This is a genomic window from Belnapia sp. (genome assembly GCF_059504005.1).
This window is the reverse complement of sequence record NZ_JCACHU010000157.1, coordinates 192,273-207,985: the sequence shown is the minus strand read 5'-3', so window position 1 is coordinate 207,985 and position 15,713 is coordinate 192,273. Positions and strand designations below refer to the sequence as shown.

Here is a 15,713-nt window from a genome sequence, read left to right as displayed (position 1 = left end):
GATCAGTACCCCAGCCAGGTCTCGAGCGGCCCCTTCGGAAGCTGCACGAGGAACCAGATCTCGAAGACAAGGAAGCAGGTGACGGCGACGCCGAGCCCGGCCGCCACCGAGCGGGCCCAGCCGAAGCCGCCCAGCCGGTGCATGAACCAGGCAACCAGGACGGCCGAGGCGACATAGAGGCCGGTGAACGGAATGGCTGCGACGAAGAGCACGGTCGGCACCAGCACGGAGGCCACCAGCCGGAGCTGCCCCCAGCTGGCGAAGAGGCCGCTCTCGGCCCGGCTGCGCACGGCCTGCACCAGGGTGCCCGCGCTCGCCGCGACGAGGATCACGCCGATCCAGAAGGGGAAGGTGCCGGATCGCGGCCCGTCAACGCCCCACCCGGTACCGATGCGCAGGCTGTCGCCGATCGCCGCCGCGCCGGCCAGCGCGAAGGCCAGCGCCGTGCCGACCTCCACCGCACTCATGCGCAACCCGCGTTCTGCGCTCACGCGAGGAACCCCGCATCCTTCATCAGGGCATGGTGCCGGGCCTCTTCCTTGGTAAGCCAGGCACGGAAGGCGTCGCCCGTCATGGTCGTGGTGTTGAAGGCGCCCTGCTCCATCAGCTCTTGCCAGTCCGCCGTCTCGCGCACCTTCTCGAGCAGCCCCTCATAGAAGGCGACCTGCGCCGGCTGCACGCCGCCCGGCATGAAGATGCCGCGCAGCATGGTGTACTCGACGTCGAGCCCCGCCTCCTTCGCGGTCGGGATGTCGGACCAGGACATGGTCTCCGTCATCTTCTCCGTGCCGGCGAGGCGCCGGCTGTCGAAGACGCAGAGCGGGCGCAGCGCCCCGGCGCGCCAATGCGTCACCGCCTCGATCGGGTTGTTGACGGTGGCGTCGATATGCTTGCCCACCAGCTGCACCGCCACCTCGCCGCCGCCGCGATAGGGCACGTAGGTAAGCGGCGCGCCGCTCGCCTTGCTGATGGCGACACCGATGATCTGGTCCTCCTGCTTCGAGCCGGTGCCGCCGAGTTTCAGCCGCTCCTGCTTGGCGGCCGCGATGAACTCCGCGGCCGTCTTCCACGGCGAGTCGGCATTGACCCAGAGCACGAACTCGTCGAGCGCCAGCATGGCGACCGGCGTCAGATCCTGCCAGTTGAAGGGCACCCCCGTCGCCATCGGCGTGGTGAAGAGGTTGGAGAGGGTGATGACGATCATGTGCGGGTTGCCGCGCGCGCCCTTGGCTTCGAGGAAGCCCTCGGCGCCCGCGCCGCCCGCCTTGTTCACCACCACCATCGGCTGGCGCATCAGCTTGTGCTTGGAGACGATGCCCTGGATGACCCGCGCCATCTGGTCCGCCCCGCCGCCCGTCCCGGCCGGGACGATGAACTGCACCGGCCGCGTCGGCTCCCAGCCGCGCTGGGCGAGGGCGGGGGAGGAGAGGTGGGAGGCGAGGGCGGCGGCGCCGGCCCCCAGCAGCAGCGAACGGCGGGTGCATCCAGTCGGTGGCATTCTCGTTTCCCCGGCATAGCGTTGCGGTCGTGAAACCGCGTCGGTAGCCCCGGGTTGCGGCGGAAATTGAGGTAAATCAACGAAAAGCGTGTAAAGTGCCGCCGCCGCCCCACTTGCCCGACGCTCCGGCCTGATGCAGAGAAAGGCCGCAGACGCCGGAGGAACCGCCCCATGCCCGCCATCAGCACCCTTGCCGAACTCCTCGCGGCCGGGGCCGCCGATCGGCCCGCCATCCGCGCCCCGGAGCGTGCGCCGCTGACCTATGCCGGCCTCCGCGCCCTGGCCGGCCGGACCGTCGAGAGCCTGAACGGCATGGGCATCGGCCGTGACGACCGCGTGGCGATCGTCCTCCCCAACGGTCCGGAGATGGCCGCCGCCTTCGTCGCCATCGCCGGCGCCGCCACCACCGCGCCGCTGAACCCCGCCTACAAAGACGAGGAGTTCGAGTTCTACCTGACCGACCTCAAGGCCAAGGCCCTGGTCGTGCTGCAGGGGATGGAGACGCCCGCCCGGGCCGTGGCCGCCCGCCTCTCGGTCCCGGTGCTGGAGCTCGTCCCCGGCGAGGCCGCCGGCGAGTTCACCCTGGCCGGCGGCGCCGAGGCCGCGGCCGCCCGGCCCGGCCCGGCCGGGGCCGATGACGTCGCCCTCGTCCTGCACACCTCCGGCACCACCGCGCGGCCGAAGATCGTGCCGCTGACCCATGCCAACGTCACCGCCTCGGCCGGCAGCATCGCCCGCACGCTGGAGCTGACGCCGGCGGATGCCTGCCTCAACGTCATGCCGCTCTTCCACATCCACGGGCTGATCGCGGCGACGCTCTCCTCGCTCTCGGCCGGCGCCTCGGTGGTCTGCACGCCCGGCTTCAACGCGCTGAAATTCTTCGGTTGGCTCGATGCCGAGCGGCCGACCTGGTACACCGCGGTGCCGACCATGCACCAGGCGATCCTCCAGCGCGCGGAGCGCAACAGGGAGATCATCGCCCGGGCGCCGCTGCGCTTCCTCCGCTCCTCGTCCTCCTCCCTGCCGGCCCAGGCGATGAAGGAGCTGGCCGCCGTCTTCGATGCCCCGGTCATCGAGGCCTATGGCATGACCGAGGCCAGCCATCAGATGTGCAGCAATCCGCTGCCGCCGCGGGCTCAGAAGCCCGGGCTGGTCGGGCTGCCGGCGGGGCCGGAGGTCGCCATCATGGCGGATGACGGCACCATCCTGTCGCAGGGCGAGATCGGCGAGGTTGTTATCCGCGGCCCCAACGTCACCAAGGGCTACGAGGCCAATCCGGAGGCCAATGCCAAGGCCTTCACCAATGGCTGGTTCCGCACCGGCGACCAGGGCATGTTCGACGAGGACGGCTACCTGATGCTGACCGGCCGGCTGAAGGAGCTGATCAAGCGCGGCGGCGAGCAGGTCAGCCCGCTCGAGGTGGACGGCATCCTCTCCGAGCATCCGGCCGTCGCCCAGGCGCTCACCTTCTCCATCCCGCATCCCATGCTCGGCGAGGAGGTCGGCGCCGCCGTCGTCCTGCGCGAGGGGATGGAATGCAGCGAGCGCGAGCTGCGCGACTTCGCGGCGAAGCACCTCGCCGACTTTAAGGTGCCGCGCAAGGTCGTCTTCCTGCCCGAGATCCCGAAGGGCGCGACCGGCAAGCTGATGCGCATCGGCCTCGCCGAGAAGCTCGGCATCACCGCCTGACATCGCCGCCCGGGAGCACCGCATGAAGATCTGCATCTACGGCGCCGGCGCCATCGGCGGGCTGATGGCGGCACGGCTCGCCGCCCGCGGCGAGGCGGAGGTCACCGTCATCGCCCGCGGCCCGCACCTTGCCGCCATGCAGGCGAAGGGGCTCAGGCTGATCTCGGATGGGGCGGAGACCGTCACCCGCCCGCGCTGCGTCGCCTCCGCCGAGGAGGCCGGGCCGCAGGACTACGTCCTCATCACGCTGAAGGCCCATTCGCTGCCCGGTGTCGCGCGGCAAATGCAGCTGCTGCTCGGCCCCGACACCACCATCGTCTCCGCCGTCAACGGCATCCCCTGGTGGTACTTCTACAAGCTCGCCGGCCCCTATGAGGACCGCCGCGTCGCCAGCGTCGATCCCGGGGGCCAGCTCTGGGAGGCGCTGCACCCCTCGCGCGTCCTCGGCTGCATCATCTACCCGGCGGCCGACGTGCCGGAGCCGGGCGTCGTCAACCACACTTATGGCGATCGCTTCAGCCTCGGCGAACCGGATGGCAGCCGCTCCGAGCGCGCCAATGCCCTCGCCGCCGCGCTCGTCGCGGCCGGATTCAAGGCGCCGGTGCGGCCCAAGATCCGCGACGAGATCTGGGTGAAGCTCTGGGGCAACCTCGCCTTCAACCCGCTCTCGGCGCTGACCGGCGCGACGCTCGACGTCATCACCGGCGAGGGCGAGCTGCGTGCCGTCTGCCGCGCGATGATGCTGGAGGCGCAGGCCATCGCCGAGGCGCTCGGCACCCGCTTCGCCATCGACGTCGACAAGCGCATCGCCGGCGGCGCCGAGGTCGGCGCGCACAAGACCTCCATGCTGCAGGACCTGGAGCGCGGCCGGCCGATGGAGATCGACGCGCTGCTCGGCGTCATCGTCGAGCTCGCCGAGCTGGTCGACCGCCCGGCGCCGACCTGCCGCACCGTACTGGCCCTGCTGCGCACCCGCGCCCGGCTCGCCGGCTGCTACTGAGCCCAAGCTTGGGTTGCGGGAAGGTCATCCCGGCACCAATTGGCGTGTCAGGCTGGCCGGATCATAGTCCGGCCCGGAGATGACACGCATGCGACCGAGCCTCGCCGCCATCCTGCTCGTCCTGGCAGGATGCGGCACCACCCAGCCCTATGCCACCCTCCCGCGGGACGCCGTCATCGGCGCCGGCGACCCAACGCGCGCCGCGGTCATCGGCAGCGCCTATGCCTTCGCCAGCCGCCCGGAAGGCCCCGACGCCGCCCGCGCCGCGGCCGAGGTCGAGTACCTCGCCACGGAGTTGCCGTCCGGCCCGCGCTGGGTCGACTTCAACCCGACGGTCACGCTCGGCCTGCAGCAGGCGCGCAGCGAGCTGCGCGAGGCGCTCGGCATCGCCGCCGACGCGCCGCCCCAGGCGGTGGTCGACGCGCTCTTCGCTGCCTCCCGCGCCCTGCACCGGGGCGATGCCCAGGCCGCCTGCGCCGCGCTCGCGGCCCCCGTCTTCCCGCATGGCGGGGCGACCCTGCGGCGCCTCGCCCACCTGCCCGACCTGCCCCGCACCCGCACCGCCACGGCGCTCGCCGAGCGCGAGCTTTACCGGGTGGAGCAGGACAACCAGCTCTCCTCCGGCGGGGACGGAGCCAAGCTTTGACCATGCAACTGGGGGAATGCCCATGATGATCCGGACCGCCCTGCCGCTCGCCGCCCTGCTGGCCTTCGGGGCCTGCACCCTGCCGCCGCCGCCCGAGACCGCCAGCCTGCCCTCCGATGCCGTCATCGGCGCGGGCGATCCGCTGCGCACCGCCGTCGCCAACACCTCGGTCGCCTTCTCGAGCCCGGCCCTGCTCGCCGGCCGCCCGGCCCAGGCTGCCCGCGCCGTCGCGCAGATGGAGTGGCTGGCGGTCGAGATGCCGACCAACCCGCGCCTCACCAGCGTCTCGCCCAGCATCATCGGCCAGATGGCCGCCGCCCGGGCGGAGTGGCGCGCCGCCCTCGGCGTCGCCCCCGATGCCGAGGCGCAGCCGGTGATCGACGGCCTCTACGCCGCGGCCCGGGCGCTCAGCTCGCAGCAGGGCGACCCGGCGGTGGCGCTCTCCGGCCCCGTCTTTCCGCAAGGCGGCCAGGCGACGCTGACCCGGCTTGCCGCCCTGCCCAGCCTGCCGCTGACGAACTCGGCGGCCGTCACCGCGACGGATGCGCTCCGCCAGCGCGACTCCCAGTCGAGCCGCCGGCTTTGATGCGCCGGGCGGGCCTGTTGCTGCTCGTCGCCGCCGGCGGCTGCGCGGAGGTGCAGCAGCGCCCGCCCGCGCCGCCCATGGATCTCGCCGCCAACGCCGCGGACCCGGCGCGGACGGCGATCCAGGCGGCGGCCGAGGCCTTCGCCGACCGCGGCCGCGGCCTCTCCGGCCAGCCGGCGGCGGGGGCGATGGCGGCCGCCCAGCTCGAATACGCGACCCAGGCGCTGGAGCGCGACCCGCGCTTCACCCCGGTGCCCGAGGCCGTGCGGCGGCAAATGGAACTCGCCCGGACGGAGCTGCGCGACGCGCTCGGCGTGCAGGAGGCGGCGCCGCCCCGCCCGGTGATCGACGGCCTGCTCGCCGCCGCCCGTGCGCTGCGCGCCAGCGACCAGGCCGCCGCCGCCCGCGCCCTGCCGGCGCCGCTCTTCCGCCCCGGCGGCGCACGCTCCGTCGCCCGCCTCGGCGAGCTCGGCCCCCTGCCGCAAGCCTCCAACGCAACGGCGCTGCTCGCCCAGCAGATTGCCCAGCTCGATGCCGAAAGCGGCTGGACCGGCACCCGCCAGGCCGAGACCAGCGGGGTGAACATCACCACCTTCGGCCTCGGCGGCAGCGGCGTCGGCTACTGAATCCCAAGGGTTCCAAGGGCCTCCCGGCCCCTAGCCCTGCCTCCGCCCCCCGCCTATCCTCCCCCGAATTCCCGGGGGAGGAGTCCAGCCATGACCGCCACCATCGTCTCGCCTCGGCTGATGCGCATCGGCGGCGGCAGCGTCGCGCAGGCCGCCGAGGTGCTCGGCCTCTTCGGCCTTTCCCGCCCGCTGGTCGTGACCGATCCCTGGATGGTCTCCTCCGGCACCGTCGAGCGGGCGCTGCTGGCCGCGCTCCGCGCCGCGGGCCTCCGGCCCGAGGTCTTCAGCGATACCGTCCCCGACCCGACCGACACCGTCATCGAGGCCGGCGCCGCCCTGCTGCGCGGCGGCGATTTCGATTGCCTGATCGGCTTCGGCGGCGGCAGCCCGATGGATACCGCGAAGGCCATGGCCATCCTGGCCGCCGCCCCCGCCGGCGCGAAGATGCGCGACTTCAAGGTCCCCGCCCAGGCCGATCGCGGCCTCGTCCCCGTCGTCTGCATCCCGACCACCGCCGGCACCGGCTCCGAGGCGACGCGCTTCACCGTCATCACCGACACCGAGACGGACGAGAAGATGCTGATCGCCGGCCTCGGCGCCCTGCCGCTTGCCGCCATCGTCGATTACGAGCTGACCTTCAGCGTCCCGCCCCGCACCACCGCCGATACCGGCATCGACAGCCTGACCCATGCGCTGGAGGCCTATGTCTCGAAGCGGGCCAACCCGCATGCCGACAGCCTGGCGCTCTCGGCCATGCAGCTCATCGGCCGGCACCTCCGCCCCGCCTATCACCAGCCGAAGAATGCCGCGGCGCGGGAGGCGATGATGCTCGGGGCCATGCAGGCCGGCCTTGCCTTCTCCAACTCCTCGGTCGCGCTCGTCCATGGCATGAGCCGCCCGATCGGCGCCCATTTCCACGTCCCGCATGGCCTCTCCAACGCCATGCTGCTGCCGGCCGTGACCGAGTTCGGCCTGAACGACGCCCTGCCGCGCTATGCCGAGGCGGCGCGGGCCATGGGCGTCGCCACGCGCGAGGACAGCGACGATGCGGCCGCCTCCAAGCTGCTGGAGGAGCTGCGGGCCCTGAACCAGGAACTCGGCGTGCCGACGCCGAAGGCGCACGGCATCGGCGGCAACCGCTGGGAGGGGCTGCTGCCGCTGATGGCGAAGCAGGCCCTTGCCTCCGGCAGCCCCGCCAACAACCCGCGGGTGCCGACCGAGGCGGAGATCATCGACCTCTACCGCCGCGTCTACGAGTGAGGGGCGAAGCCCGCCTGGACCGTGAGCGGGGGCCGCCCTACCCGCAGGCCCCGCCGCACCACCGCCCATGCCAGCGCGCCAGCGCCGCCGCCGGTAGCGGCCGGCCGACCATGTAGCCCTGGGCGTGGTGCACGCCGAGGCTGCGGACCATCTGCCAGAGGCGCTGGTCCGAGACTCCTTCGGCCACCACCTGCTTCCCCGACGCCTCAGCCAGCCGCACCATGCGCCGCACCTCGCGCCGGGCATGGGCATCGGCCGGCAGGCGCTCCACCAGCGAGCGGTCCAGCTTGAACGCACCGAAGGGCAGGCCGAACAGCCAGCTCCGGTCGTCATGCAGGATGATGTCGTCGAGCAGCACCCGGTGCCCGGCACGGCGCAGCCGCAGCAGCGCCCGGCGCAGGTCGGAGCGGTCCCGCACCTCCGTCGTCTCGGTCAGCTCCAGCGCCACCTGGCGCGGATGCAGCCCGCTGGCCCGCAGCGCCAGGTGCAGCCAGGCGGGCAGATCCGGCAGCAGCAGCTGCCCGAGAGGCAGGTTGACCGAGACCGTCAGCCGCAGCCTTTGCCAGAGCGGCGCCAGCTCCGCCGCCGCCCTGGTCGCTACCAGCATGGAAAGGGCGCGCACCAGCCCGCTGCTTTCGGCGAGGGGGACGAACCGGTCGGGCGGAACCGGCGTCGGCAGCCTGTGCCAGCGCGCCAGCGCCTCGACCATCACCGGCCGCCGGTCGGCCAGGCGCACCACCGGCTGGTAATGCACGGAGATCTCGCCGTTCCTGAGGCCGGCCGCAAGCGCCGCCGCATCCCCGTGCAATCCGAGCAAGGGTACAACCGGAGGATAGGCGGCCAGCGAAAGATCCGCTGGCCCGGCGGCGCTTATCATCGCCCGGAGGACTTTCCAAAATGAGACGATATCACGATAGAGAACGGTTGAAGTTCCTTCCATGAACGAATTTGAGATTACTAGCAAATAAACGCGACATTCATCAGTTTTTCGATGGGCTGGCCGTGCCGCCGGCTGGTCACCCGGCACCTGAACATCCGGCCGACCACCACCTTGCGCAAAGGTGAGGGGCCGCGATCGCAGGCCTGTAACAGGGCGGGACCTAAGGAGGGCGCGTATACGATCCGGAGGACGCAGCCTTGGCCCTGAACATCATCCTGACCAATGACGACGGCTACACCTCGCCCGGCCTGCAGACGCTCTACCGCGCTCTCGTCGCGCATGGCGACGACGTCCACATCGTGGCCCCTGCCGCCAACCAGAGCGCACAGGGCAGCTCGCTCGGGGGCCTCGCCAGCCTCGAGCAGCCGGTGACCTACCGTGAGGTGACGCCCAGCAACTACGCCGTCGAGGGCCGCCCGGTCGCCGCCTCCCTGGTCGCACTCGACGTGCTCGATCTCTTCGACGGCGAGAAGCCCGACCTCGTCATCTCCGGCAGCAACCGCGGCGACAACAGCGGCCAGAGCAACAACATCTCCGGCACGGTCAACGCCGCCGTGGCCGCGCTGCATGAGGGCGTCCCGGCCATCGCGCTCTCCGCCGGCCCCGAGGGGGGCAGCTACGACGCCGCCTACCAGAATGCCGCGAACTTCCTGGTGAACCTGCTCGATCGGCTCGAGGCCGGCCAGGCCGAGGGCACGCCGCTGCTGCCGGGCGGCGAGGGTCTCTCCATCGAAATCCCCGGCAAGGCGGACCTCTCCGGCCTCGCCGTTACCCGCATTGACCAGGAGTCGAGCGCCAGCTACCCGATCCGGCAGCTCGACAGCAGCCTCTTCAACTCGGCCTTCACGCCGAACACCGACCCCTCCGGCAACCCGCTCTCCGAGGGCGCCCAGTTCCTGGCCGGCAACCTCACCGTCTCGCCGATCGACGGCGACTGGTCGGCGCCGGACGCCATCCGCCTCGACCTCGCGCAGCGCCTCGACAGCCGCCTCGGCGACGGCACCGTGCCGGAGGAGAGGGCCCTCCACATCATGCTGGTCGACGAGGCCGGCGCCGATGCCCCCGGGCTCCAGGCCCTGCGCGACACGCTGCTCGCCGAGGGGCACGAGGTTACCGTCGTCGCCCCCGCCAACGATCAGGCCGGCACCGGCACCGCGCTCACCCTCTCCGACTTCGCGGTGACCGAGACGGCGCAGGGCTACACCGTCGCCGCCACGCCGACGACGACCGTCTATGCCGCCCTCGACACGCTGCTCACCGGCAGCGAGAGGCCCGACCTGGTCATCTCCGGCATCGATGCCGGGCCCAGCCTCGGCCTGCAGGCGACCGGCTCCGCGACGCTCGCCGCCGCCGTCGCCAGCGTCTTCAATTACAGCGTCCCGGCCATCGCCGTCTCCGCGGCGGAGGACGGGGGCGGCCAAGTGCCGGATTCGCTCTACCAGACCGGCGCGGCCTTCATCGCCGAGCTGGTGGCGGAGCTCCAGGCGACGGCGGGGAAGGGCGGCCTGCTGCCCGATGGCGTCGGCCTCAACGTGAACCTGCCGCTCGGTGCCGAGGCCTCGGACATCGCCTTCACCCGGTTCGACGCCTCGACCGATGCCGAGCTGAAGGCAGTGGCCGATGGCAGCGGCGCCGCCCGGCTGGTCTATGACGGCCGGGTCTCGACCGCCGATCCGGCGGGAGAGGGGAATGCCTTCCAGGCCGGGGCGATCACCATCACCCCCTTCGACGCCAATTACGGCAGCGACGACCTCGCCAGCTACGACAGGATCGCGGAGCTGCTCGATGCCGAATTCGGCGTGCCCGGCAGCCCCGCGCCGATCGAGCCGCCGACGGAGATCGACTGGAACGCCCTCGCGGCGCGGGTGACCGCGAATTTCGAGGCGACGGGGCAGTGGTTCCTGTGAGGGCCATCGGGAGGGGCCTGGCCCCTCCCGCACTCCTCCAACCAGGGGCCGAGGGGCCCCTGGAACCCTTGGGTCAGACGCCGGCAGGGGCCTGCTTCGGCGCCACGGCCGGCGCCTCGGTGCCGCGGCGGAGGCGGTCCTTCCCCGTGTAGAGCACGATCGGCGCCGCGATGAAGATCGACGAGGACGTGCCGACCACGATCCCGAAGATCATCATCATGGCGAAGCCCGCCAGCGCGTCGCCGCCGAACAGCGCCAGCGGCACCGCCGAGAGCAGCAGCGTCACCGAGGTGCCAAGAGTGCGGTTCAGCGTCTCGTTGATCGAGAGATCGACGAGCTCGCGCAGCGGCATCTGCTTGTACTTCCGCAGGTTCTCCCGCATGCGGTCGAACACCACGACCTTGTCGTTGGCGTTGAAGCCGATGATCGTCAGGATCGCGGCGACCGTCGTCAGGTTGAACTCAATGCCCGTGACAACCATGAAGCCGACGACCTTGGTGGTGTCGAGCATCAGCGTCGCGATGGCCGCGATGGCGAACTGCCATTCGAAGCGGAACCAGATGTAGATCAGCATCGCCAGGAAGGAGAGGCCGAGCGCGATCATCCCGCCGAGAAAGAGCTCGTCGGAGACGCGGTTGCCGACCGCCTCGACGCGGAGGATACGCGCGCCCGGCGCCACCCGCTCCACGCCGTCGCGCACCTTGTTGACGGCCACCTGGGTGCCGTTCTCGTCGCCCTGCACCGGCAGACGCAGGAGGACCGTCTCTGCATCGCCGAATTGCTGCAGGCCTACATCGCCGAGGTCGAGGCCGGAGACCCGCGCCCGGAGCGCCGCCAGGTCGGCCGGGCCCGGCGTCCGCACCTCCATGACGATGCCGCCCTTGAAGTCGATGCCCTTTTCGAGCCCGGGATAGAAGGCGCCGATGACGGAGGCCGTGGACAGGATGGCCGAGACCGCGAGCCCCGCCCGTGCGCCGCGCATGAAGCGTATCCGCGTCCCGTCGGGGACGAGGCGGAAGAGCGGCCGCGCCAGCCGCCCCCACAGCCCTTCCCCGTCCTCCAGCACCGGCAGCGCCTTCGGCCGCGTCCGGCGGTACCAGATCGAGACCATCAGCCGCACCAGCGTCGTCGCCGTCCACATCTGCACGATGGTGCCGATGGCGACCGTGACCGCGAAGCCCTTCACCGGCCCGCTGCCGAAGCCGTAGAGGCAGGCCATGGCGATGAGGTTCGTCAGGTTGCTGTCCATGATGGTGCCGGAGGCCTTGGTGAAGCCCGCCTCCAGCGCCGAGAGCGGCGGCCGCCCGTTCTTGACCTCCTCGCGGATGCGCTCGTTGATCAGGATGTTCGCATCCAGCGCCGTGCCGAGCGTGAGCACGATGCCGGCGATGCCCGGCAGCGTCAGCGTGGCCTCGAGGACCGAGAGCGCCGCGAGCAGGAAGACGATATTGACTAGCAGCGCCAGGTCGGCCAGCCAGCCGAACTGCCCGTAGGCGAAGCCCATGTAGAGGAAGACGAAGAGCGCCCCGGCCGCCAGCGCGAGGATGCCGGCGCGGATCGCATCCGCCCCGAGCTCCGGCCCGACCGTCCGCTCCTCCACCACGGTCAGCGGCGCCGGCAGCGCGCCGGCCCGCAGCAGCACGGCCAGCTCATTGGCGCCCGCCGCGCTGAAATTGCCGCTGATCTGCCCGCGCCCGCCAGTGATCGCCTCGCGGATGTTGGGGGCCGTGATCACCTTGTTGTCGAGCACGATGGCGAAGGGCCGCCCCACATTCGCCCGCGTCACGTCGGCGAAGCGCCGCGTGCCGGTGGAGTCGAAGGTGAAGTTGACCACCCACTCGCCCGTCCGGTTGTCCTGCCCGGCCCGCGCGTCGGTGAGGTTGGCGCCGTCCACCTCGACGCGCCGCCGCACGGCGTAGCGCTGCGCCGGCTGCCCGGGGCGGGCCTCGCCGTCGAGGAACTGCACGCCGGGCGGCGGGGTCGGCGAGGCGGGGTTGGCGGTCTCGTCCAGCAGGTGGAAGGTCATCCGAGCCGTCTGCCCGAGCAGCTGCTTGATCCGGTTCGGGTCCTCGACGCCGGGCAGCTGCACCAGGATGCGGGCCTGCCCCTGCCGGGCGATCAGCGCCTCGGAGACGCCCGTCTCGTCGATCCGCCGCCGCACGATCTCGATCGACTGCTCGACGGCGCCGGTCGCCTTGGCCCTGAGCCCCGCCTCGCTCAGCGTCGCCGTCACCGTCCCGTCCGGCGCCGAGGCCACGTCGATGTCCGGCACCGCGTTGCCGAGGCTGGTCGGGATCTGGTTCGCCTGCTCCCGCAGCACGGCCATCGCCGCCTGCGCCTGGCCGGGATCGCGCACCCGGAGGCTGACGCGCCGCTGCGCCGGCTCCGCGGCGAGGTTCACGTAGCCGATATTTGCCGCGCGCAGCCGGCCCCGCGCGGCATCCGCCAGGCTCTCCAGCCGCTCCTTCACCACCGCATCCATGTCGACCTCGAGCAGCAGGTAGGAGCCGCCGCGCAGGTCGAGGCCGAGCGAGAATTGCCGAGCCCAGGAGGGGAGCGAAGCCTTGGGGAAGAGGTTGGGGGTGCAGAGCAGCACCCCGAGCAGGCAGACCGCCAGGATGGACAGGGTCTTCCAGCGGGCGAAGAACATCATGATCGGGTGCTACTCATCGGAATTGGCGGAACCCCGGCGCCGGGCGCCATCCCGGCCGGTGGTCCGGGCCGGAATGTGACGATGCCCGGCCACCGATGCAACCCTGACCTTCCACGGGTGTTCGGTGCGATACCCAGGGGCGGAACATACGCCCCCCGATCCGATGCGGAAGGCGCCATGACCAGGTCCTGACCACCGAAGAGCCCCTCTGCCGGCGTTGCGCCCGCCGCCGGCCGCGCCACCTGCCACGTCGATCGCGCAACCTCACCGCCCGCTGAAAGGCCGACGCCCGAGCCATGTCCGAGACCTCAGGCAGCACCCCGACCGAGCTGGCCGCCGAGGAGGCGCGGATCGGTGCGGAACTGCTGGGCCTCGACAAGAGCACCGACCCCTTCGTCTCCGCCGTACGCGCCACGCGCATGCCGATGATCATCACCAACCCGCGCCTGCCCGATAACCCCGTCGTCTTCGCCAACCAGGCCTTCATCCGCCTGACCGGCTACCGGCGGGAGGAGATCCTCGGCCGCAACTGCCGCTTCCTCCAGGGCCCGGAGAGCGACCCGGCCGCGATCCGCCGCATCCATGACGCGATCGAGGCCCGCGAGCCGATCGAGATCGACATCCGCAACCACCGCAAGGACGGCTCCGCCTTCTGGAACCGCCTGCTGGTCGCCCCGGTCCGCGACGCCGCCGGCGACCTCGCCTATTTCTTCGCCAGCCAGCTCGACGTCACGCCGGAGCGGGAGCGCATGGCCGGCCTCGAGAGCCACAACGCCGCCCTGCTGGCGGAGCTGAACGAGCGCCTCCGTTCGCTCGAGGAGAGTGAGGCCCGCCTTCGCTTCGCCACCGAGGCCGGGCGGCTCGGCATCTGGGAGCTCGATGTCCAGAGCGGCGCGCTCACCGCCTCGCTCATCTGCCGGGCCGATTTCGGCCTCGCGCCCGACGCGCCCTTCACCTATGAGGCGCTGCGCGCCGCCATCCATGCCGGCGACCGGCCCCGCCTCGAGGCGGCCATCGCCGAAGGCCTCGGCACCGGCCAGGAATTCGTCCTCGAATGCCGCGTTGGCCGCCCGGACGGCCGCCCCGGCTGGATCGAGCTGCGGGCCCGCTTCCTCCGCGATGCCGGGGGCCGCCCGCTCCGCATGGCCGGCACCTCCCGCGACATCACCGCCCGCAAGCGGGAGGAGGCGCAGGACCGCGCCCTGCTCGAGCTCGACGACCGCTTCCGCAGCCTCGACAACCCGGGCGAGCTCGCCTTCGCCGCCGCCGAGATCCTTGGCCGCAGCCTCGGCGTCAGCCGCGCCGGCTACGGGCTGATCGACCCGGCGGCCGAGACCATCGCCATCCAGCGCGACTGGACCGCGCCCGGCATCGGAAGCTTCGCCGGGGTGATGCGTTTCCGCGACTACGGCTCCTATATCGAGGAGCTGAAGCGTGGCGAGACCGTGGTCTTCGCCGATGCCGCCGAGGACCCGCGCACGGCCGACAAGGCCGAGGCGCTGCGCGCCCGGCAGGCGACGGCCATCATCAACCTCCCCATCACCGAGCGGGACGGGCTGGTCGCGCTGCTCTACCTCACCAACGCCACCCCGCGGCCCTGGCAGCCGGAGGAGCTCGCCTTCGTCCGCGAGGTGGCGCAGCGCACCCGCCTCGCCGTCGCGCGCCGTCAGGCGGAGCAGGACCTGAAGGCGCTGGCCGAATCCCTCGAATCCCAGGTCAACGCCCGCACCGCCGCGCTGATGGAGGCCGAGGCCGCGCTCCGCCAGTCGCAGAAGATGGAGGCGGTCGGCCAGCTCACCGGCGGGCTCGCGCATGACTTCAACAACCTGCTCGCCGGCATCGCCGGCAGCCTTGAGCTGCTGAAGACCCGCATCGCCCAAGGCCGCCTCCAGGACGTCCCGCGCTACCTGACCGCCGCCCGCGGCGCCACCGACCGCGCCGCGGCGCTGACCCACCGGCTGCTCGCCTTCTCCCGCCGCCAGACGCTTGAGCCGAAGCCGACCAACGCCAACCGCCTCGTCGCCGGGCTGGAGGAGCTGGTGCGCCGCACCGTCGGCCCCGCGATCGCGGTCGAGGTGGTCGGCGCCGCCGGGCTCTGGACCGTCATGGTGGACCAGAGCCAGCTCGAGAACGCCGTCCTCAACCTCTGCATCAATGCCCGCGACGCCATGCCCGATGGCGGCCGCATCACCATCGAGACGGCGAACCGCTGGCTGGACGAGCGGGCGGGGGCCAGCCGCGACCTGCCGCCCGGCCAGTATGTGGCGCTCAGCGTCAGCGATACCGGCAGCGGCATGCCGCCCGACGTCATCGCCAAGGCCTTCGACCCCTTCTTCACGACCAAGCCGCTCGGCCAGGGCACCGGCCTCGGCCTGTCGATGATCTACGGCTTCGCGCGGCAATCCGGCGGGCAGGCGCGGATCTACTCCGAGGTGGGGCAGGGGAGTCTCGTCACCCTCTACCTCCCCCGCCATCTCGGCCCCTCGGAGGAGGCCGAGCCGGTCGCCGACGCTGGCGCCCCGCCGCGGGCCGAGCATGGCGAGACCGTCCTCATCGTCGATGACGAGCCGACCGTGCGCATGCTCGTCGCCGACGTCCTCGGCGAGCTCGGCTACACCGCCATCGAGGCCGAGGACGGCGCGGCCGGCCTCCGCATCCTCCGCTCCGCCGCCCGCATCGACCTGCTCGTCACCGATGTCGGCCTGCCGGGCGGGATGAACGGCCGCCAGCTCGCCGATGCCGGCCGGGCGCTGCGCGGCGACCTCAAGGTGCTCTTCATCACCGGCTATGCCGAGAATGCCGCCATCGGCCATGGCCATCTGGAGCCGGGGATGCATGTGCTGACCAAGCCCTTCGCCATGGAGACGCTGGCCAGCCGCATCCGCGAGATGATCGGCGCGCGGTGACC

12 protein-coding genes are annotated in these 15,713 nt (G+C 71.9%); 8 read left to right on the top strand and 4 right to left on the bottom strand.

Going from position 1 to position 15,713, the window contains the following annotated elements; genetic code table 11:
* Nucleotides 1-2 precede the first annotated feature (2 nt).
* Together AC5JJ1_RS24145 and AC5JJ1_RS24140 are read right to left on the bottom strand one after the other, a co-directional pair.
* Nucleotides 3-491, bottom strand: a complete 489-nt coding sequence (locus AC5JJ1_RS24145; protein WP_495787661.1) for a tripartite tricarboxylate transporter TctB family protein — start codon at nucleotides 489-491, stop codon at nucleotides 3-5.
* Nucleotides 488-1,498 (bottom strand): Bug family tripartite tricarboxylate transporter substrate binding protein, encoded by a 1,011-nt coding sequence (locus AC5JJ1_RS24140; protein ID WP_495787660.1) that lies wholly within the window; start codon nucleotides 1,496-1,498, stop codon nucleotides 488-490. Before AC5JJ1_RS24140 ends, AC5JJ1_RS24145 begins: the two co-directional genes overlap by 4 nt.
* A 171-nt stretch (nucleotides 1,499-1,669) precedes the next feature.
* Here AC5JJ1_RS24140 and AC5JJ1_RS24135 point away from each other — a divergent pair, with 171 nt between their 5' ends.
* The 6 genes from AC5JJ1_RS24135 to AC5JJ1_RS24110 all read left to right on the top strand — a co-directional run bounded on the left by AC5JJ1_RS24135 (nucleotide 1,670) and on the right by AC5JJ1_RS24110 (nucleotide 7,305).
* On the top strand, nucleotides 1,670-3,187 hold the full coding sequence (locus tag AC5JJ1_RS24135) for an acyl--CoA ligase (protein WP_495787659.1): 1,518 nt from the start codon (nucleotides 1,670-1,672) through the stop codon (nucleotides 3,185-3,187).
* Nucleotides 3,188-3,209: 22 nt separating this feature from the next.
* On the top strand, nucleotides 3,210-4,187 hold the full coding sequence (locus AC5JJ1_RS24130) for a 2-dehydropantoate 2-reductase (RefSeq protein WP_495787658.1): 978 nt from the start codon (nucleotides 3,210-3,212) through the stop codon (nucleotides 4,185-4,187).
* Between the two features lie 88 nt (nucleotides 4,188-4,275).
* The gene (locus tag AC5JJ1_RS24125) at nucleotides 4,276-4,833 is read left to right on the top strand and encodes a hypothetical protein (protein ID WP_495787657.1); all 558 of its coding nucleotides are present in this window, start codon (nucleotides 4,276-4,278) and stop codon (nucleotides 4,831-4,833) included.
* Nucleotides 4,834-4,855: 22 nt separating this feature from the next.
* Nucleotides 4,856-5,419 (top strand): hypothetical protein, encoded by a 564-nt coding sequence (locus AC5JJ1_RS24120; protein ID WP_495787656.1) that lies wholly within the window; start codon nucleotides 4,856-4,858, stop codon nucleotides 5,417-5,419.
* Entirely contained in the window at nucleotides 5,419-6,045 is a 627-nt protein-coding gene (locus AC5JJ1_RS24115) for a hypothetical protein (RefSeq protein WP_495787655.1), read from the top strand. The genes AC5JJ1_RS24120 and AC5JJ1_RS24115 overlap by 1 nt, the downstream gene beginning before the upstream one ends.
* A 90-nt stretch (nucleotides 6,046-6,135) precedes the next feature.
* Complete coding sequence (locus tag AC5JJ1_RS24110; protein ID WP_495787654.1) at nucleotides 6,136-7,305, top strand: iron-containing alcohol dehydrogenase; 1,170 nt, start codon at nucleotides 6,136-6,138, stop codon at nucleotides 7,303-7,305.
* 37 nt (nucleotides 7,306-7,342) lie between these two features.
* Here AC5JJ1_RS24110 and AC5JJ1_RS24105 read toward each other — a convergent pair whose 3' ends face one another.
* Nucleotides 7,343-8,122: an EAL domain-containing protein gene (locus AC5JJ1_RS24105; RefSeq protein ID WP_495787653.1), complete on the bottom strand. Its 780-nt coding sequence runs from the start codon at nucleotides 8,120-8,122 to the stop codon at nucleotides 7,343-7,345.
* A gap of 320 nt (nucleotides 8,123-8,442) precedes the next feature.
* Between AC5JJ1_RS24105 and AC5JJ1_RS24100 the strand changes: the two genes are divergently transcribed.
* Entirely contained in the window at nucleotides 8,443-10,152 is a 1,710-nt protein-coding gene (locus AC5JJ1_RS24100; protein ID WP_495787652.1) for a 5'/3'-nucleotidase SurE, read from the top strand.
* Between the two features lie 73 nt (nucleotides 10,153-10,225).
* Here AC5JJ1_RS24100 and secD read toward each other — a convergent pair whose 3' ends face one another.
* The gene (gene secD / locus AC5JJ1_RS24095; RefSeq protein ID WP_495787651.1) at nucleotides 10,226-12,805 is read right to left on the bottom strand and encodes a protein translocase subunit SecD; all 2,580 of its coding nucleotides are present in this window, start codon (nucleotides 12,803-12,805) and stop codon (nucleotides 10,226-10,228) included.
* A 296-nt stretch (nucleotides 12,806-13,101) separates the two neighbouring features.
* On the opposite strand from secD, the gene AC5JJ1_RS24090 reads away from it, so the two are divergent.
* On the top strand, nucleotides 13,102-15,711 hold the full coding sequence (locus AC5JJ1_RS24090) for a PAS domain-containing protein (protein ID WP_495787650.1): 2,610 nt from the start codon (nucleotides 13,102-13,104) through the stop codon (nucleotides 15,709-15,711).
* Nucleotides 15,712-15,713 lie beyond the last annotated feature (2 nt).